Raw genomic sequence first — 20,438 nt, forward strand, 5'->3', positions numbered from 1 at the left:
CGCATCGATTCAAGGAGAACATCATGGAAACCCAAACCACATCATTCGATTTGACCATGCGGCTCCGCGCCAAAGGGGCCGGATTCTACGTGGCCGCGTTGGCGGCCGTGGCGGCCGTCATCGGCATCGTCGGCAATGCCATGCTCGGCTCGTTCGCGACCCTGTCGACGCTGCTGCTGGCGGCGGGCGTGGTCCTCTTCCTGGCATCCGTCGCGCTGCCGTGGGATCTGGTGGTCATGTGCAGCTATTTCTGCTACATCGCGGCATTCTGCCGGTTCATCGCCGAACAGCTGTACACCATCTCGAACGTGCTCACGGCCATCGACGCGAACTCGTTCGCGACCTCGTTCATCATCGCCGCAGCGGGTTGCGCCGCCGCGATGGTGATCGGTCTGGTCGGCGCCATCATGCCGCAGGATAAGAGGCAGACGGCCGCCTAAACCAGCCGCACCGTCCCACCGCCGCACCGCCCGTCCGCGACCTTCCAGATTCGCGGACGGGCGGTTGCACATGCACTCCGCCCAGACACGCGCACTACACTGGAATCCATGCCACGACCTCAAGCCGCGAAGGAGCGCCATGATCGACAATGCGACCAAAGTGTTTCTCTCCGTGGTCGAATGCGGCAGTTTCAGCAAAGCCGCCTCCCGGCTTTATGTGACCCCGAGCGCCGTGATGAAGCAGATCAACCGTCTGGAATCCGCCATCGGCGTCCAGCTGCTCGAGCGGCATCCGACCGGCGTCGCGCCCACCGCCGCCGGGCAATCGTATTACAAAGACGCACGGGCCATGGTGGACATGGAACAGGCCGCCATCAAACGGGCCAAGGCGGCGCAGACACGGCAGCCGACGGCCGTGCGCATCGGAGACTCCCAGCTCAACCCCAGCCGGCCTTTGCTCGACGCCTGGTATACGGCGGTGAAGGAACGCCCTGAATGGCACCTCGACGAGCGCTATAAAATCATCATCACGCCGTTCAGCGACGAAGACACCTTCGACAACATCTTCGCCCGGCTGAACACGGACATCGACCTGCTCACCAGCGCCATCGACGACCGCTATGTGAACGACACGATCGGCGCCGTGCCCTTATGGGAAAGCCACCTGTGCGTTCTGGTGCCGGGCGGACACCCGCTCGCACGCATCGCCGACTTCTCGCTGGACGACCTCAACGGGTATGACATCATATCCGCTCCGGTCGGTGCCGTGCATTCCATCGACGCATTGCGCGCGTATCTGGCCGGCACCCATCCCGACATCCATCTGGTCACCACGCGCATCCCGATGATGGGAATCGCCACATTCAACTACTGCGCCGTGGAGGGATTGCCGATGCTCACCCACGAGGCGTGGGCGAATGTCCATCCCGCATTCGTGAGACTGCCCATCGAATGGGATTTCCACGAGAACTACGGCGTGCTGTATGCCAAATCGAAGCGGGCGGAGCTTGAACCGCTGATCGAACTGATTTCCAGCCGGCAGTTCAATCCCTGGCGAGACCGACAGCCGTGATTCGCCAAATGAGGAAGTCAAAACGGTCCAAACGAGGAAATGAAAACGGTCCAAATGAGGAAGTAAAATATGTCCAAATGAGGAAATGAAAACGGTCCAAATGAGGAAACAGCCTCTGTGAGACCTACAAACGTAAGGATTTTCACTATGGCAACATCGTACCTTTCCCGCATCTATGACCGCATCATCACCAAACGACTGAAGGCGAAAGGAGCGCTTCTGGTCGAAGGCACCAAATGGTGCGGCAAAACCACCACATGCGAGCAAATCACCAACAGCACGCTGTATATGGCCGACCCATCCGACCGTGAACAGAATCTGTTTCTTGCGCAGACCCAGCCATCCATCCTCCTCGACGGCCCCACACCTCGCCTTATCGACGAATGGCAGCTGGCACCCAGCTTGTGGGATGCCGTGCGTTTCGAAGTCGACCATCGCGATGAATTCGGGCAGTTCCTGCTCACAGGATCCAGCGTCCCACCGGATTTGAACCAATTGGCCCATACCGGCACCGGACGTATCGCGAGGGTTCGCATGCGCCCGATGAGCCTTTTTGAATCCGAAGATTCCACCGGCAGCACTTCCCTGCAATCCTTGTTCGACGGAGATCGACTGCAGCCCGCGAAAGCGGAAGCAACGATTCAGAGCATCGCATTCCTCCTGTGCCGCGGAGGATGGCCGAGAGCAATCAACACTGACCGCGAAATCGCTCTGCAGCAAGCGTTCGACTATGTGGATGCGATTGTGGAATCGGATATCTCACGCACAGATGGAGTGGAGCGAGACCCGCATATCGCGCGACGGCTTCTTCGCTCATGTGCGCGCATGGAATCCTCTCAAGCCTCAATAGCTCAAATCACCGGCGATATCGCCAACAACGACGAAGCCGGACCGACATCGAAAACGGTGCAGACATATCTTCGCGCCTTGGAACGCATATTCGTCATCGAAAACATGCCCGCATGGAACCCCAACCTTCGTTCAAAAACAGCCATACGTGCGGCGGAAACACGGCATTTCGTCGACCCCTCGATCGCGACGGCGGCGCTCGGAGTCAACCCCGACGGCCTGCTGAACGACATCGAAACCATGGGATTGCTGTTCGAAGGCATGTGTGTGCGAGACCTACGCGTATATGCCGACGCGCTTAACGGTGAAGTGTTCCATTACCGAGACAAAACCGGCCTGGAATGCGACGCGGTTATCCACCTACGTGACGGACGCTACGGGCTGATCGAAGTGAAACTCGGCGGCGAGCGCCTCATTGAGGAAGGTGCCGCGAATCTCTTGAAACTCGCTTCCAAAATAGACACCACACGAATGCCGGAGCCGAGCTTCCTTATAGTGCTCACCGGTGTGGGCTCCTACAGTCTGACGCGCCCCGATGGTGTAATCGTCGCGCCGGTAACCACGTTACGGCCGTAGGCTGTACGACATGTAGCGCGGTAATCCGTATTCATCCGCATGTCCGTCGAACGCCAACGATGGCGATGGTGCCAAAAGAGAAAAGGGCCTGAACCGGGATGGTTCAGGCCCTTGAGCTGGCTGCCGTTTCGCCAGGCTAGGCGGCGATGGCGGCCAGATAGCCTTCTTCGACGGCGCGGTTGATGTCGGCGGCGCGGCCGTTGCAGTCGCCGGCCAGAGTCACCTTGATGCCGGCGGCCTCAAGCGGGGCCGTGTCGAAGGCGACCGGGGCGGTGCCGAGCGCCAGCACCACGCAGTCGCAGGGGATGGAGACGGCCTGCGTTTCCGGCTCGGGCGCGTCGGCGGGAGCGGAACCGGGAGCACCAGGAGCGGCGGGACCACCGGGACGCACGCCGGCACCGGGGGCACCGGCACCCGGACGAGCTCCGCCCGCGCCCGGGCCTGCGGGACGTCCGCCGGAAGCTCCGCCCGGAGCGGCACCCGGAGCACCCGGAGCACCCGGACGGCCAGCGGGGGCCGGCGGGTTCAGGGTTTCGGTGGCTTCGACCGATTCGGCGGTGATGCGGTCCACCTTGGTGTTGGTTTTCAGCGCAACGCCATGCTCGGCGAAGTCGGCCATCATCACCGGCTTGATGGTCTGCGATTCCTCGGCGGCGATCTGGCCCATCATCTCCACGATGGTGACCTCGCAGCCGTAGTCGTCGCCGGCGATCAGTTCGGCGGTTTCCGCGCCGACCAGGCCGCCGCCGATCACGACGGTGCGGCCGTGGGGCTTGACCTTGCCCTCCAGCACCGACCATGCGTCCATCACATGCGGCTGATCGAGCCCGGGGATGGGTGGCGCGGCGTTGCGGCCGCCGACCGCGACGATCACCTCGTCGTAGCCGTCGGCCACCAGCGATTCGGACGTGACATCCGCGTTCAGACGCACGTCCACGCCCGCGGCTTGAAGCGCGCGCCCATACCATGCGGTCGCGCGGCGCATGTTCTCCTTGCGCGGCGGGACGCTAGCGATGCCGAGCTGGCCGCCCAGCTCGCCGGCCTTCTCGAACAGCGTGACCGTGTGTCCACGCAGGGCGGCCACGCGGGCGGCCTCCATGCCGGCGGGGCCCGCGCCGACCACTGCGACGCGGTGCGGCGTTTCGGCCGGCTTGATCACACGTGCGTACTCATGGCCGTTTTCGGCGTTGAGTACGCAGGAGATGAACCGCCTGCTGGCGATGGCGTCCGTGCAGCCGCGGTTGCACATGATGCACGGGCGGATGAGGTCCTCCTCACCGGCGGCGACCTTGTTCGCGTAGTCCGGATCGCACAGCATCGGGCGGCCGAGTCCCACGTAATCGCAGGCACCGGATTCGATCAGCCGTTCGGCTTCGGCGGCGGTGGGGATCGCGCCGACCGTGGAGACCGGCACCGGCACCACGGCCTTGATGCGCCGCGAATACTCCTCCATAAAGCAGTTGGGGCGCGTGCCCATCGCGGGGATGGTGTCGTTGAGGTTGCCGGTGTGGTTGGCCTGGCCGACGTGGAAGGTGTCGACGCCGTCCTCGACAAGCAGTTTCGCCAGTTCCACGGCCTCGTCGATGAACAGGCCGCCGCGGCCGATCTGCGGGTTCTCGGTGATGATCGGCAGCTTGTAGTCGATGCAGATGTCGGGCGAGCCCTCGCGGATCGCGCGCACCACCTCGCGGGCGAAGCGCGTGCGGTGTTCGAAGGTTCCGCCGTATTCGTCGTCGCGCTGGTTGATCAGCGGCGAGCACAAGGAGCCGACCAGACGGTCGCCGTGCACTTCGATCGCGTCGGCGCCGGCAAGGGTCGCGCGACGGGCGAGCGCCTTGATGGATTCGAGGATCTCGCCGAGGCGGTCGGCCGACACTTCGTTGATGTAGTGCGCCATGTCATGGTGGAGTTTGGCGCGGGCGCCCATCATGTCGCCTTTGGCGAAGAGTTCGGCGACGGCGACCGTGTCGTATTCGGGATGGAACACCTGCAGACCGAGCTTGCAGTCGAATTCGTGCAGGGCGTCGGCGAGCGCGCGGAAGCTGGGGATCTGTTCGTCGGTGACGAGTTTGGGCGTGGGCGAGATCGTGTGCACGGGCGTCACGTCGCCGAGCACGATGTAGGCGGCGCCGCCTTCGGCCACGCGCTTGTAGAAGTTGATGCTCTGGTCGGTGATCGATCCGTCGCGGGCCTCGTAGCCGGTGGTCATCGGCGGGAACATCATACGGTTCTTCAGCCGCATATGGTTGATCTCCAGTGGTTCCAGCAGTCGCTGCAATGTCATGCGTACCTCCTTGTAGTTGCGACGCTTATTGACTTCCGTTGCCGCGGGCCGGCGCGGCACGCCGGTTCGCGGCAACGGAAGAAAGGTTGTTCGGCCGTTCGTCAGGCGGTCGGCGAAGCGTCCGTCGACCGCCTGTCAGGCCGTTTCAGGCCGACCGTCAGGCCGTCGGCGGCTGGTCGCCCAATGCGGACGGCATATCCGCGACGGACTGCGATGCGGACGCGGGCGCGGCGGCATCCATACCTACGGTCGAGTCAGGCAGCGGAGAGCCGGCCTTGACCCACTTGCGCCAGCGATGGCGGCGGATCACGCCGCGCGTGGCGAGGAACACGAGTCCGATGATCAGCAGCGAGACCACGACTTCGATGCCCCACAGCCACTTCTGCCAGATGGGGGTGATGTGCTTGACGCCGCTGTCCACACCCATGGTGTTCATGGCGTTGGAGTTGGCGATGGCGTACACCACGTTCTTGGCGGCGCGCTGGAAGTCGGCCTGCACGGCGGGCGTCATCTCCTCGTCGGAGAGCTTCCACAGGGTGGAGCTGGAGTTGAGCCACAGGTCGGTGCCGGCGGCCAGGCCTTCGCGCAGGTCGGAGTATCCGAAGTTCGGGAAGGAGGTCTGGTCGGTGATGGCCATGCCTTCGAAGCCCCATTCGCCACGGATCACGTTGGTCATCAGGCCCTTGTGGCCGCCGGACCAGCGTGCGCCGATGCGGTTCATCGAGGTCATGAGGCCCATGCAGTCGGCGTCGCGGATGGCGGTTTCGAAGGGCTTGAGGTAGATGTCGCGCACGGACTGCTCGTTGGCGAACATCGCGCCGCCCGCACGGTTGGTCTCCTGGTCGTTGACCACGAAGTGCTTGAGGAAGGGGATCACGCCCTTGGCTTGGGCGGCGGCGACGATTTTCGCGGTGAGCTGGCCGGAGAGCATCGGATCTTCGGAGAAGTACTCGAAGGCGCGGCCGCCGTAGGGCGAGCGGTGGATGTTGGCGGCGGGGCCGTACCAGCCGGCGACGCCGAGCGCGAGCGAATCCTCGCCGATGGCGTTGCCGAAGCGTTCGGCGAGCTCGTCGTTCCATGTGGCGGCGATCACGACCTCGGGCGGGAAGCCGGTGCCGGACGCGCCGCCCACCAGGGTCGAGGAGATGCCGGCGGGGCCGTCCTTGTCGATGGTGCCGGGCAGGGAGATGGATTCGATGGCGTTGGTGGTGTAGCCGCCGTTGCGCACGAGGGAGTCGATGTCGTCCACGCTCATGCGCTCGACCAGCTGCATCCAGCCTTCGTCGTCGTAGTCCTCGCCGATCATCTCGACCACCTTGCTCGGGCCTTCGGTTCCTTCGGTGGTGACCTCGGTCGCGTCGGAGCCGGGCGTGGTGTCGATTTCGAGCGCGTCGACGAACTCCTGGGGAGCGGTCCACTCGCCGTCGGCGTACACCTCGGGCCAGGTGCCGGTCCAGTCGGAGCGGCTCAGGTAGGTGAAGGAGTCGTCGTAGGCGCGGATGTCCACGTCGTCGAACTGGTTTTCGATGGTCTCGCCGGTGGCCACGGAGGTGGCGTAGGTGGCGGTGTCGAGTTCGGCGACGGTGACCTTGGCGGTCATGGCGGCGTTACCGTCGGCGTCCATGCCGTCGGCCGTGGTCTTGCCCTTGGCGGCGAGCACGTTGTTGAGCGCGGCGTGCGCGTCGGTGCCGGCGGCGAAGTAGTAGTCGCCCGCGTCGACGATGTAGGTGCCGGCGCCGTCGGCGTCGTAGGCCTTCATCGATTCCTTGGCGACGGTGACGGTGACGGTCTGGCTTTCGCCGGGCTCAAGCGTGTCGGTTTTCGCGTATCCGACGAGTTCGACCGCGGATTTCTCGATGCCGTTGGCCTTGTCGTAGTCCGTGTAGGGCGACTGCATGTACAGCTGCACGACGTCCTTGCCGGCCACATCGCCCGTGTTGGTCACGGTGGTGGTGAACTCGTAGGAGTCGCCGGCGTCGCGCATCGCGAAATCGCTCCAGTCGAAGTCTGTGTAGCTCATGCCGTAGCCGAAGGGATACTGCACGAGTTCGCCGTAGTCGAAGTCGCCCACATTGCCCTGGTTCAGCACCATATCCTCATAGCGGGTCTCGTAGTAGCGGTAGCCCACGTAGATGCCTTCGGCGTACACCATGTATTTGTCGCCGGAGGTCACGTCGGAGTTGGCGATGGTGTAGTCGCCGGTGTTCACCACGCTGGGGGCGGAGTCGAGGTCGTAGGCGAAGGTGTCCACGAGATGGCCGGAGGGGTTGATGGAGCCGTCCAGCAGTTCGCCGATGGCGTTCGCGCCGGTTTCGCCGAACGCGCCCACCCAGGCGACCGCGCCCACGCCGGTGTCGGCCAGGGGGCCGAGCTCGACGGGGTTCTGCGTGTTGAGCAGCACGACGACCTTGTCGAAGTTCTCGCAGGCCATGTTGATCATGTCGAGCTCATCGGGGTCGAGCTGCAGGTATTCGACGCCGGATTCGAGCGTGCCGATCGGCAGGTCGGAGCTTTCGGAACCGGAGCGGCCGATCACCACCACGGCGGCGTCGCCGTAGTCGGCGAAGCTGGCCTTCACTTCGTCGGTGTAGACGCTGACGGGCACTTCGTTGACGGCGAAGGAGCCGACGCCGGTTTCGCCGGGCAGGACGCGGCGGTAGTCCTTGCCCGCGCCGTTCTCATAAAAGTCTGTGAGGGTGGGGTTGACGGCGAAGCCGTCCTCCTTAAGGGAGTCGATCAGGGTGTCGGCGTTGCTCACGTCGATGGAGCCGGCGCCGCCGCCGCCATGGATGAGGTCCACGGAGCCCTGGCCGAAGACGGACAGCCTCGCGCCCATGGCCAGGGGCAGGGTGTCGTCGTCGTTCTGCAGCAGGGTGACGCCCTCGCGCATGATGTCGGTGCCGATCTCGCGGTTGGCCTCCTGGCGTTCCGCGTCCGACGAATAGTCGGAGGCGAAATAGGCGGCCGATTCGTCGGGGTTGGTGATCTCGGAGTTCACCTGCCCCGCGAACGAGGTGATGAGATTCGCATAGCTGCCGGTCAGCACCATGACGGCGACGAGGATAACCGTCAGCAGCAGCGCCAGCAGATAGGTCAGAATGGGCCAGACGATGAACCAGCCCTTATAGGGTTTGCCGTTCTTTTTGAACCGCATCTTCAACTTGGGTGTCGCGTTCCGTGACATGGTGATGCACTCCTTGCATGCCGCGCCCGGGACGGCGTCGCCCCGGGTCGTGTTCTCTCTACTCGTGTCGCTTTCTCGTGTGATCGCGCATGGATGATGAACCACTGATTTCCGAGGACTTCAGCGGGAGTTCCGAATCGTCAACGCTTCGGAACCCGTTTTTGCATTTTTGTTAAGTGTCTTAACAGTAGTGCATGCACTCGACAAATCGCTTCATTCGAGTCGTCCCACACCCGACACACATCGCCCGGCACATGATTCACGCCACCCAGCGAACATTCCATCGCCGTCGCTACCGCTACCGCGTACAGCAGTAGGAGTGAGATTCCTCGACTACGCCCTGCGGGCTTCGCTCGGAATGACGAGGGATTGGAGATCCCCCGACTCTGGCTGTGCCTCCGCACGGGATGGCGGAGGGATTACTCGGGATGACGAAAGGGATTCGCCTGGAATGGCAACGAAAACGGGCGGCACCCGGATTGCTCCGGATGCCGCCCGTATGGCTACTGGGTTGGATTCCCGACCGCTATGGGCGGGAATTCAGGCTCAGGCCTGGACCTCGATGGTGGCGGCCTTCTTGCGATCGAGGAACTTCTTGATCGCCAAGGCGCTCAGGCCGAGGAACAGAACCGCGGTCACACCCCAAGCCACATACATGGCCGTACGCCAGATCGGAGTCGTGGTCTCCGGCTCGCCATCCGCGTACTGCCAGCCGTTGGCGGTGGTGTACAGGATGTTGTGGGCCGCGGTGCGCATCGCCTGGACCGAAGTGGCCGAGGTGTCGGTCACATGGTTGGTCAGTTCCATCGTCGCCAGCATGGCGTCGCCGCCGTTGCGGATTTCCTGATCGGCGTTCTGGTAACCGTAGCCGCCGAAGTAGTCGGTGAGCACGAAGCCGCGGAAGCCCCATTCGTCGCGCAGCACGGTGTTCAGCAGGTTGGGGGACGCGCCGGCGTAGGTGGTGCCGATGTAGTTGTAGGCGCTCATCACGGCCTGCGCGCCACCGTCCTTCACCGCCATTTCGAAGGGCTTCAAGTAGATTTCACGGATCGCCTGCTCGTTGGACCAGGTGCACAGCATCTGCGTGCGGTTGGCCTCCTGATCGTTGAGCGCGAAGTGCTTGATGAAGGAGTACACGCCCTTCGAGCGGGCACCCGCCACCTCATTCGCGGCCATCACGCCGGAGAGCAGGCTGTCTTCGGAGAAGTACTCGAAGTTGCGGCCCGAGAACGGGGAACGGTGGATGTTCATGGCCGGGGCGTACCAACCGGTCACATGCATCTCACGCGCCATATCGCCGATCGCCTCGCCGAATTCCGTCGCCAGATCCTCGTTCCAGGTGCAGGCGAACGCCACCGAGGAGGGGAACGCGATGGAGCTGACTCCGGTGAAGTTGTTCACGAAGCTGGCGGGGCCGTCCAAGTCGGTGAGTTCGACCTTGCCGATGCTGTCGATCGCACGGGTGCCGTAGCCGCCCATGGCGATGAGGTTGTCCATCTCGTCGACGGTGAGCTGGTCGAGCAGGTCTTCCCACAGCGGATCGTCGTAGTCCTTGTCTCGCAGCTCGTACAGCTGGACTCCGTTGTCGGCGCCGGTGGTCGGCATCTCATCCGAGTCGTCGTTGTAGTCGGCGGGATCGTAGTTCGCGTTGTTGGTGAAGGTCGCCTTCGCCTCCTCGCTCATCGACAGGCTCGCCGGAGCGGCGACGGCCTCGGCGTAATTCGCGAAGCCGTCGGCGCGGGACAGGTAGGTCACGTCGCCGGCCGCGTAGTCGAACTGGTTGGTGGCCACGACCTCGTCGCCGTCGTGGGTGTTGCTTTCGCTGTCGTAGGTGATGGTCTCGTCGACCGTCACGGTCTGCTCGTCGATCACCGTATGGGAATCCGAATTGATGGACACCACATAGTCGCCCGCCTCCAGCACATACGCTTCGGCGTTTTCGGAATCGTAGGACGCCATGTCGTCGTCCTCGAACTCGATCGAAACGGTCTGGCTCTCGCCCGGCTCCAACAGGTCGGTCTTGTCGAATTCGACGAGGTTGGCGGTGGCCTTTTCGATGCCGCCGTTGGTGTACGGCGGGTTGTAGTAGACCTCGACGACTTCCTTGCCGGCGGTGTCGCCAGTGTTGGTCACGGTCACGTCGAAGGAGACGGTGCCGCCGGAGTACGTCACATCACCCATCTCCTGCTCGAAGGTGGTATAGCTCAGACCGTAGCCGAAGGGGAACTGCACCGTGGCGTCGTAGTCGATCAGACCTTCGTCGGCGGCCGTCTCATAGAACTTGTAACCCACATAGATGCCCTCGTTGTAGTTGACGAAGGTCGGCGTGGTGCGGCCCTCGTTACCCGCGAAAGTGAAGGTCGCGGCAAGGTCGTCCACATTGTCGTAGGCGAAGCGGCCGAAGTTGTTGAACGACGGCGAGGCGCTCACGTCACGCAGGAAGGTGTCGGCGGTTTTGCCGGAGGGGTTCACCTCGCCGGCGAGGATCTCGCCCAGCGAGTTGAAACCGGACTGCCCTGCCGGCGGGCACCACAGCACGGACTTGATCTGCGGATAGTCGTCGAGGAAGTCGAACTGCAGCGCGTTGGAACCGTTGTAGACCAGCGTGACGTTGTCGAAGTTCTCGGTGACCAGCGTGAGCAGGTCGCGCTCAGTGCGGCTGAGCTCAAGGATGCTCTCCCCCGCCTCGAAGTCCTCGTAATCCTCGGAATTGTTGGTGTAGACGATGCCTTCGGCCTTCATGTCGGTGGGCAGGTCGGCGTTCTCGCCGCCGAAGCGGGTCAGCACGATGATCGCCTCGTCGGAGAAATCCCGGGCATCCTGGATCAGCTCATCGGAGTATTGGGCCGCGGGTACCTCGGGCAGCGTCCAATCCTGATAGAACATGTTGAGATCGGGACGCTCGGCGCGGTAGTCGGTATACAGGTCGGTCAGTTCGGTGTTGGTTTCGAATCCGGCGTTATGCAAACCGTCCAGCAGCGACACCATCGGATGCTCGTTGGACATGGAGCCCGAACCGGAACCGCCCAGCACCGGCTGCGTGGAACCCCAGCCGAACACGTTGACCCGCGAAGCGGCCATCGGCAGATTGCCGTCGTTGTTCTGCAGCATCGTCACGGCCTCGTCGTACACCTGCTTGGCCTGCGTGTTGGTCCGTTCGATGGTGGCTTCCGAAAGCTCATACTTCGTCGCGGTCGCGTTGGTCAGCAGTGTGGCCAGCGGGCCGGTGAGCATCATGGACACCGAGGCCACCACGGCCACCAGCACCACAAGCCACGACTCGGAATGCACCAGTTTGCGAACGCCGACGTTCTTCACGGTCTTTTTGTTCACCGCGACCGTCACCACTATCGCCAGCACCAGGAACACGCCGATGGCCACCAGATAGGGGATCAGCGAGTCCAGCACGGCGTACACGTCCGACATATTGATATCTAACATGATCCGTCTCTTCCTTGTACTCGGTCATCTTCACGACCACGTCGGCCGGGGCCTCAACCCCTACGCCTCACGTCGTCCCTCACACCGCTCTCGTTGCCGCAGCCGCAGCTTCACCGCTGGGCGACGGCATCTTGAACAGGTGATGCGTCCACTGTATGAAGACTGACCCCGACCACGCGGGGGAGATTGCGCGAAAGGTCGAATCGCACTCGCGAAGCGCACCGACCGAACGCCCGGCTACCGGTATGCCGGTGGGATGGGGATCACAATCGACACGGAGAACACCCCGTCCCGCGCCTCCATGGTCATCTCGCCATGGTATTTGCGCACCTGCATCGCAATCGAACGCGTGCCGAATCCGTGGTGGCGCGTGTCCGATTTGGTGGTCACCGGCAGGCCGTCGCGGAACACCGGCGCATGTTCGGGCGCGAAATAGTTCTCCTCCTGAATCACCAGCAGGTTCGCGTTGGCCTCGACATTAAGGTCGATCACGCGACGTCCGGCGTCATCCACCTGCTGCGCGCTCTCTATGGCGTTGTCCAGAAGATTGCCGAACAGCGAATACAGGTCCGAATCCTCCATAAACACCAAAGCATGGCCGTCGGCCAGACAGGTCAGGGTGATGCCTTTGCCCGAGCAGTAGAGGCTTTTCTCCGTCAACAACACGTCCAGGGAGTCGCTGCCGGTATGGAACACCGAATCGTAAACGCGGATGCTGTTCTCGATTTCGCGGATCGAAGCCTCGGAAGGACGCCCGCCCGTTTGGGCATACAGCTCGGAGAACGATTTGCGGATGTCATGGCATTTGATGTTGATCAGCTCGATGTTCTCCTTGGCCAACTCGTAATGCTCCGCCTTCAACCGGTCGGCCTCCTGCATCACCACCAAATCACCATGCAGACGGTCATTGGCGGAACCCAACATCAGCACCGCCAACGCAAGCATCATACATAAGGCGTCATAGAACGAGCCCACGAACTGGGTCTCTTCAAGCCGACGCTGCACGAACACCAGACTGAACACGTTCGCGAACACCATGATGCCGATGCCGGCGCACACCCATACCCATCGGCTGCGGATCTTGTCTTCGGCGAACGCGAACCGTCGTCCCAACAGCAGATACGCCGCCCCATACACCACGGCGAACACCGCCAAGGTCGCAATCGTGCCGACAGGTGAGCCACCCATCTGATCCGGACGCGGCGGAATGACGATGCTCACCACATCGTAGGCGATATGCTGCACCGCATATCCGGCGACCGCCGTGATCAGGGATTCCAACCACGTCATATCCGTGCACCACCGCACCAAGGCGACCACCGTCAGAAAACACAGGCCGAAATACGCCGATTTGACCAGCACACCCACCGTAGTCGGCGCGGCGATATCCCATGGCAACACCAGCGGCGCATAGATGCACCCATACGCCAGCACGGCCGCCGGTGCCGCCAGCAGACGCCACGACCTACGCCATACGTGGCCTCGACAGAACAGCGCCGCTCCCACAACCAGCAGCAGCATGAACAGATTGAATGAGGCGATCATCGGCTCACCTTCTGTAATAGGCGGCGAGCGCCTGCATCAGCGACTTCTTTTTGGACCGGCTTACCGGCAGCGAGGTCTCTCCCACCACAATCGTGTTGTCCACCACGGCCTTGACCCATTCCAGATTCACCAGACAATACCTGCTGCACAAAGCGAAATGGACGGGTTCCAGCAGCGTGGCGGCCTCGCGCAGACTCCCCCATACCTTCCACGCGCCGTCTGCGGTGTGGTAGACGACCTCATGGCCGAGCACCTCCACGTATTGCACGTCGTGTGAGGAGAGGAAATGCGTCTGGGTGCCGATCGTCAGGGACAGGGTCACGCCTTGGCGCTTGGCGACCAACGCCTCCGCCTTGCGCATCTTCAACGCGAAATCGTAGTAGTCGAACGGCTTGACCAGATAGCCGATCGCGTCCACGTCATAACCCATGGCCGCGTACTGCGCCATCTTCGTCGTGAACGCCAACACCACCTGCGAATCCAACTCGCGCAGCCGGCGCGCCACACCCAGACCATCCGTGCCCGGCATCTCCACGTCCAGAAACACCACGTCGAACGCGGCCCTGTACCCCTCGAGGAACGAATCGCCGTCCATGAACCGGGTGACGGCGTACCGCGACGAGTCGCCCTCGTAATACCGGCCGACCGCCTCCGCGGTGCGGGCCGCGTCCTCATCGTCGTCATCGACGATCGCAATGGAAATCATCACCACTCCTTCCACGGCCGACCACTCTCCGATACCAAGCCTAACGCCTCCGAGCTCAGGATGATGAATCCCATCATGTCGGACGAAGCGCAGCACCTCCCGTCATGTTGAGCGAAGCGGGGCGGAGTCGAAACATCTCGAGATCCCTTGACTACGCTCGGAATGACGAAGGATTGGAGATCCCCCGACTCCGGCTGCGCCTCCGCTCGGAATGACGAGAGGAACTGCGCTCGGAATGACGAGAGGATTATCTGGGATGACGGAAGGAGGATTCCGAATGTCGCTCGCCGTTGTCGAGCGGCCACCCATGCCGCATAGGGACTTCCCCAGCTTTCTATCAACTTAATACTTGATACATTAACTTGATAGAAAGTATTAAGTTCATTAGTATGTTGGCTCTCGAGTTGCCATATACAAAAGTTCCATCCTAAAACGTGTGGGTTTACACATTTTAGGATGATAAAATGTGTAAACCCACACGTTTTAGGATGGAAGGGTGAGGCCGGTATCGACGCGTCGACCGTACTCTCCGGCGATTCGCTCTTCACCGAATTCAAGGGCACGCTCACCGAGCAATACGTCTGCCAACAACTTATCGCCCAAGGATTCCAGCCATACTACTGGGCAAATCCCGACGGTCGCGCCGAAGTCGATTTCGTCATCAGCAGCAACGGCATGATCCTGCCCATCGAGGTCAAGGCGGAGCGCAATCTGCGAGCGAAAAGCCTGCATGTCGCCGTGGCCAAATACGACATCCCCATGTCCGTCCGGACCAGCCTCGCCGACTACCACCGCGAGGATTGGCTGACCAACGTGCCGCTGTGGGCCATCGGCTGCGTGAATCGCATACGGCAGTAAGGGACGAGATTCCTCGACTTCGGCTACGCCTGCGCTCGGGATGACGAGAGGGATTCGCTCGGGATGACGGATGGATTACCCGGGATAACGAGAGGGTCGCTCGGGATGACGAGAGGGATTCGCCTGGAGTGGCAACGAAAACGGGCGGCACCCGGATTGCTCCGGATGCCGCCCGTATGGCTACTGGGTTGGATTCCCGACCGCTATGGGCGGGAATTCAGGCTCAGGCCTGGACCTCGATGGTGGCGGCCTTCTTGCGATCGAGGAACTTCTTGATCGCCAAGGCGCTCAGGCCGAGGAACAGAACCGCGGTCACACCCCAAGCCACATACATGGCCGTACGCCAGATCGGAGTCGTGGTCTCCGGCTCGCCATCCGCGTACTGCCAGCCGTTGGCGGTGGTGTACAGGATGTTGTGGGCCGCGGTGCGCATCGCCTGGACCGAAGTGGCCGAGGTGTCGGTCACATGGTTGGTGATGTCCGTGGTGGCCAGCATGATGTCGTTGCCGTTGCGGATCAGCTGATCGGCGTTCTGGTAGCCATAGCCGCCGAAGTAGTCGGTGAGCACCATGCCGCGGAAGCCCCACTCGTCGCGCAGCACGGTCTGCTGCAAGGCAGCGGTCGCGCCGGCGTAGTTGGTGCCGATGTAGTTGAAGGAGCTCATGACGGCGGTGGCGCCGCCATCCTTCACGCTCATCTCGAAGGGCTTGAGGTAGATCTCACGGATCGACTGCTCGTTGGCCCAGGTGCACAGCATCTCGGTACGGTTGGTCTCCTGGTCGTTGAGCGCGAAGTGCTTCATGAACACGTACACGCCCTGCTCCTGCGCGCCGGCGGTCTGCTCGGCGGCCATCACGCCGGAGAGCAGAGCGTCCTCGGAGAAGTACTCGAAGGTACGGCCCGAGAAGGCGGAACGGTGGATGTTCATGGCGGGGGCGTACCAGCCGGCCACGTGCATGTCGTGCGCCATCTGACCGATCATGTCGCCGAACTGGCGGGCAAGATCACGGTTCCAGGTGCAGGCGAACGCCGTGGAGGCCGGGAAGCCGATGGAGCCCACGCCGGTGAAGTTGTTGTTCAGCGAGGCCGGGCCGTCGGCGTCGGTCATCTGGATCTTACCGATGGAGCTGATGGCCGGGGTGCCATAGCCGCCGTTGGCGATGAGGTTGTCCATATCGTCGACGGTGAGCTGGTCGAGCATCTCGTCCCACAGCGGATCGTCGTAGTCCAGACCGTACAGGTCGGCCAGACGCACGTCGTTGTCGGCACCGGTGGTCGGCATCTCATCCGAATCGTCGTTGTAGTCGGCCGGATCGTAGATGTCGTTGTTGATGAAGGTGGCCTTGTCCTCGTCGGACATGCTGTAGTTGGTCGGGGCGGCGGTGGCCTCGGCGTAGTTCGCGAAGCCGTCGGCGCGGGACAGGTAGGTCACGTCGCCGGCCGCGTAGTCGAACTGGTTGGTGGCCACGACCTCGTCGCCGTCGTGGGTGTTGCTTTCGCTGTCGTAGGTGATGGTCTCGTCGACCGTCACGGTCTGCTCGTCGATCACCGTATGGGAATCCGAATTGATGGACACCACATAGTCGCCCGCCTCCAGCACATACGCTTCGGCGTTTTCGGAATCGTAGGACGCCATGTCGTCGTCCTCGAACTCGATCGAAACGGTCTGGCTCTCGCCCGGCTCGAGCAGGTCGGTCTTCTCGAAGTCCACGAGATTCACGGAAGACTTCTCGATGCCGCCGTTGGTGTACGGCGGGTTGTAGTAGACCTCGACGACTTCCTTGCCGGCGGTGTCGCCAGTGTTGGTCACGGTCACGTCGAAGGAGACGGTGCCGTCGGAGTACGTCACATCGCCCATCTCCTGGGTGAACGTGGTATAGGACAGGCCGTAGCCGAACGGGAAGGCGATCATCTCGTCGTAGTTGATCGCGCCCTCGTCGTCCGCGGTCTCGTAGAACTTATAGCCCACGTAGATGCCTTCGGTGTAATTCACGAAGTTCGGGGTCACCTCGGTGGTCTCGCCGGTGAAGCCGGTCACGGAAGCGGCCAGATCGTCGACGTTGTCGTAGGCGAAATCGCCGAAGTTGTTGTAAGTGACCTGCTGGGTGAGATCCTTCACGAAGGTGTCGGAGGTCTTGCCGGAGGGGTTCACGTCACCGGCGAGAACTTCGCCCAGGGCGGAGAAGCCGGTCTGGCCTGCCGGCGGCACCCACAGCACGGAAGAGATCTGCGGATAGTCGTCCAGGAAGCCCAGCTGGAAGGTGTTCGCGCCGTTGTAGATCAGCGTGACGTTCTCGAAGTTCGAGGTGACCAGATCGATCATGTCCTGCTCGGTCTGGCTCAGCTGCAGGAAGTGCTCGCCGGCCTCGAAGTCGGCGTAGTCCTCGGAGTTGTTGGTGTAGGTGATGCCTTCGGCGGTCATATCCATCGGCAGATCGGCGCCCTCGCCACCCACGCGGGTGATGACGACCACGGCCTCATCGGAGAAGGCCTTGGCCTCCTCGATCAGGGAATCGGAGTACTGGGCGGCCGGAACCTCAGGCAGGGTCCAATCCTGGGCCCACATGCCCACCACCGGGCGGTCGGCGCGGTATTCGGTGTACAGGTTGATCAGATCCTCGTTCACCGTGAAGCCGGCCTCGTCCAGACCCTGCAGGATCGAGGTGGTCTCGTACTGGTCGGACATGGAGCCGGAGCCGGTGCCGCCGTAGACGGGCTGGGTGACGCCCCAGCCGAACACGTTGACGTTCTTGTCGGCCAGCGGCAGGGTGTCGTTCTCGTTCTTCAGCATCGTGATGGCCTCGGCCTCGACGTCCTTGGCGAGATCGTTGGCCGCGGCGACGGTGTCGTCCGAAAGCATGTACTTGGTGACGGTGGCGTTGTTGAGCAGCGTGGCCAGCGGACCGGTCAGCATCATGGACACCGAGGCCACCACGGCCACGAGCACCACGAGCCAGGACTCGGAATGGACCAGTTTGCGAACGCCGACGTTCTGCACGGTCTTCTTGTTCACAGCGAACGTCACGATGATGCCGAGCACCAGGAACACGCCAATGGCGATCAGGTACGGCGTCAACGATCCGATGACGTTCATGACATCAGCCATGTTGATAGAAAGCATGGTATGTCTCCTCCATTTCTCATTGCATTGCAGGGGCAGAAGGAACATGCATCCTTGCTGTTCTCATGGAAGTCCGCAATGACGACACATCCTCATGCCTTGGTACCGATTCAAACAAATTCCGCGTTCGGTTCATCGAAGACACGCCCAACCTGTCGGTTCCAATGCATAATCTGTCATCAAAACGACCACTTATGCCATAACGCATGCGTATCGGCGCGTTCATGCTACGCACCCGCCCCGCACCCATTGCGCCCATATATCGGCAGACCATGGCCTAGGCTTAGTGGAGGCAGAAAGGAATGTTATGCGCGCGATACGTATCGGTGTGGTCGAGGATGATCCCACCCATTGCCAGCGTCTGCTGGACTATCTCAACCGCTATCAGGAGGAATCCGGCGAGCAGTTCACCGTGTCGGTGTTCGACGACGGCGCGAAGATCGCGGAGAACTACGTGCCCATGTACGACATCCTGCTTATGGACATCCAGATGAAGCAGATGGACGGCATCGACGCCGCCCGTGAGATCCGCAAACGCGACGACTCGGTGGTGATCGTGTTCATCACCTCCGCCCCGCAGTACGCCATCAACGGCTACGAAGTGGGCGCGCTGAGCTTCCTGCTCAAGCCCGTGCCCTGGTTCGGATTCCAGCAGGAGATGGCGCGCTCCATCGCCCAGGTGAGGCGCAACACCGACGAATCCATGCTGGTGGACACCGGCACGTCGTCGCTGCGGCTGGTATTGGCCGACATCGTCTATTTCGAGTCGATCCGCCACACCATCGTCATCCACACGCTCAGCGGCAAGCTCTCCATCTCCTCCAGCCTCAAGAAGCTCGAGGAGCAGCTGGAGGGCCGCAGCTTCTTCCGTTCGAACTCGTGCTATCTGGTGAACCTCGACCATGTGACGGGCGTGCAGGATTCCGACTGCGTGATGTCCAACGGCGAGACGCTGCGCATCAGCCGCCCACGTAAGAAGGAGTTCCTCGCCGCGCTCACCGATCACGTGGGTACCGGGCGATGACCGTCGAGATCACCAACGCCCTGCCGGACATCCCCCGCATCTACACGGCCATCAGCGAATGGCTCGCCTGCATGGTGTACGTGGCCGTGGTGCCGCGCACCGTCTCATTGCAACGCACCTTATGTATGGGCGCGATCGGGCTGGCGGCGCTGATCGGCCTGCAGTATTTCGCCGGCACGCTGCCCATCACCTTTTGGATCCTTGGCATGTGCCTGGCGTTCGCGGCGATGTGGGCGATCGTGCGGCTGGCATCGGGCATCGGCAAACGCACCGCGCTGTTCCTCACCGCCCGGGCCTTCGTGCTCGCCGAGATGGTCGCCTCGCTGCACTGGCAGATCGACTCGTTCATCCGCCCCAGCAACGCGTCGCTCTGGCGACCGCAACCCGTTCTGGTGCTCGTCGTCATCTACGGCATCTGCTTCGCCAGCGCATGGCTGGCGGAACGACACAGCTTCCGCGGCGATGAGACGATAACCCCCACCATGCGCGAGGCGGTCACCACCAGCATCATCACCATCATCACCTTCGCGATGAGCAATCTGAGTTTCGTCTCCACCAACACCCCGTTCTCCGGCACCGTGGGCCAGGAGGTGTTCTACATCCGCACGCTGGTGGACCTGTGCGGATTCGTCATCCTCTACGCCCAGCAGGAGCAGATCCGGCAGACCCGAGCCACGCTGGAACTCGCCTCCATCAACGCCAGTCTGCAAAGCCAGCATGCCGAATACCTGCAATCAAAGGAGAACATCGAGGCGATGGGAAGGCTGGCGCACGACCTCAAACACCAGATCGTCGCCCTGCGTGCGGAACTCGATCCGCAACAGGCCTCGGCCCAGTTCGAACGGCTGGAGGCCTCGGTGAACGAATACAGCGCCCAACAGCATTCCGGCAATCCGGTGCTCGACGTGATCCTGACCACCAAAACACGCACCTGCGCCGACCGCGGCATCACCTTCACCGCCGTGGCCGACGGCAAACTGCTCGCCGGCATGGATTCGATGGACATCGCCACCCTGTTCGGCAACGCGCTCGACAACGCCATCGAGGCGGCGAGCCGGATCGCGGACCCCGAACGGCGCATCATCAAGCTCGCGTTGTTCCAGCAAGGCCAATTCGTGGTCATCCGTGTGGAGAACTACTTCGAAGCGCCGCTCAAACACGACGCCATCGGCAATCTGACCACCACCAAACGCGACAAAACCGCCCATGGATTCGGCGTCAAATCCATCCGCCATATCGCCCGCTCCTACGGCGGCGAACTGACCATCACGCCGCAGGACCACTGGTTCGAGCTGCATGTGCTGATTCCTCTGCCTCTAGCCAGAATCAGCTGAAATC

12 protein-coding genes are annotated in these 20,438 nt (G+C 62.3%); 6 read left to right on the forward strand and 6 right to left on the reverse strand.

Going from position 1 to position 20,438, the window contains the following annotated elements; all coding sequences use genetic code 11:
* Positions 1-23 precede the first annotated feature (23 nt).
* The 3 genes from BL8807_RS03890 (at position 24) to BL8807_RS03900 (ending at position 2,937) form a co-directional block, all read left to right on the forward strand.
* On the forward strand, positions 24-440 hold the full coding sequence (locus tag BL8807_RS03890) for a hypothetical protein (protein WP_072727150.1): 417 nt from the start codon (positions 24-26) through the stop codon (positions 438-440).
* Positions 441-579: 139 nt separating this feature from the next.
* Complete coding sequence (locus tag BL8807_RS03895) at positions 580-1,512, forward strand: LysR family transcriptional regulator (protein ID WP_072727149.1); 933 nt, start codon at positions 580-582, stop codon at positions 1,510-1,512.
* A 147-nt stretch (positions 1,513-1,659) separates the two neighbouring features.
* On the forward strand, positions 1,660-2,937 hold the full coding sequence (locus BL8807_RS03900; protein ID WP_072727148.1) for an ATP-binding protein: 1,278 nt from the start codon (positions 1,660-1,662) through the stop codon (positions 2,935-2,937).
* Positions 2,938-3,073: 136 nt separating this feature from the next.
* Here BL8807_RS03900 and bilR read toward each other — a convergent pair whose 3' ends face one another.
* The 5 genes from bilR to BL8807_RS03925 all read right to left on the reverse strand — a co-directional run bounded on the left by bilR (position 3,074) and on the right by BL8807_RS03925 (position 14,097).
* Positions 3,074-5,221 carry a bilirubin reductase, long form gene (bilR, locus tag BL8807_RS03905; RefSeq protein ID WP_072727147.1) on the reverse strand — a complete coding sequence of 716 codons (2,148 nt, stop codon included), beginning with the start codon at positions 5,219-5,221 and terminating at the stop codon, positions 3,074-3,076.
* 157 nt (positions 5,222-5,378) lie between these two features.
* Positions 5,379-8,405 carry a glycoside hydrolase family 3 N-terminal domain-containing protein gene (locus BL8807_RS03910; protein ID WP_072727146.1) on the reverse strand — a complete coding sequence of 1,009 codons (3,027 nt, stop codon included), beginning with the start codon at positions 8,403-8,405 and terminating at the stop codon, positions 5,379-5,381.
* A 546-nt stretch (positions 8,406-8,951) separates the two neighbouring features.
* Entirely contained in the window at positions 8,952-11,846 is a 2,895-nt protein-coding gene (locus BL8807_RS03915; protein WP_094725474.1) for a glycoside hydrolase family 3 N-terminal domain-containing protein, read from the reverse strand.
* 237 nt (positions 11,847-12,083) lie between these two features.
* On the reverse strand, positions 12,084-13,391 hold the full coding sequence (locus BL8807_RS03920) for a sensor histidine kinase (RefSeq protein WP_072727127.1): 1,308 nt from the start codon (positions 13,389-13,391) through the stop codon (positions 12,084-12,086).
* 4 nt (positions 13,392-13,395) lie between these two features.
* Positions 13,396-14,097, reverse strand: a complete 702-nt coding sequence (locus BL8807_RS03925; protein ID WP_072727128.1) for a LytR/AlgR family response regulator transcription factor — start codon at positions 14,095-14,097, stop codon at positions 13,396-13,398.
* Positions 14,098-14,553: 456 nt separating this feature from the next.
* Between BL8807_RS03925 and BL8807_RS03930 the strand changes: the two genes are divergently transcribed.
* On the forward strand, positions 14,554-14,955 hold the full coding sequence (locus BL8807_RS03930; protein ID WP_094725476.1) for a DUF4143 domain-containing protein: 402 nt from the start codon (positions 14,554-14,556) through the stop codon (positions 14,953-14,955).
* Between the two features lie 223 nt (positions 14,956-15,178).
* On the opposite strand, the gene BL8807_RS03935 is transcribed toward BL8807_RS03930, so the two are convergent.
* Positions 15,179-18,076 (reverse strand): glycoside hydrolase family 3 N-terminal domain-containing protein, encoded by a 2,898-nt coding sequence (locus tag BL8807_RS03935; protein WP_094725478.1) that lies wholly within the window; start codon positions 18,074-18,076, stop codon positions 15,179-15,181.
* A 307-nt stretch (positions 18,077-18,383) separates the two neighbouring features.
* Between BL8807_RS03935 and BL8807_RS03940 the strand changes: the two genes are divergently transcribed.
* On the forward strand, positions 18,384-19,100 hold the full coding sequence (locus BL8807_RS03940; protein WP_072724474.1) for a LytR/AlgR family response regulator transcription factor: 717 nt from the start codon (positions 18,384-18,386) through the stop codon (positions 19,098-19,100).
* Entirely contained in the window at positions 19,097-20,434 is a 1,338-nt protein-coding gene (locus BL8807_RS03945) for an ATP-binding protein (protein WP_072724472.1), read from the forward strand. Before BL8807_RS03940 ends, BL8807_RS03945 begins: the two co-directional genes overlap by 4 nt.
* Positions 20,435-20,438 lie beyond the last annotated feature (4 nt).

Source organism: Bifidobacterium lemurum, from assembly GCF_014898175.1.
In the GTDB taxonomy this organism is placed as follows: domain Bacteria; phylum Actinomycetota; class Actinomycetes; order Actinomycetales; family Bifidobacteriaceae; genus Bifidobacterium; species Bifidobacterium lemurum.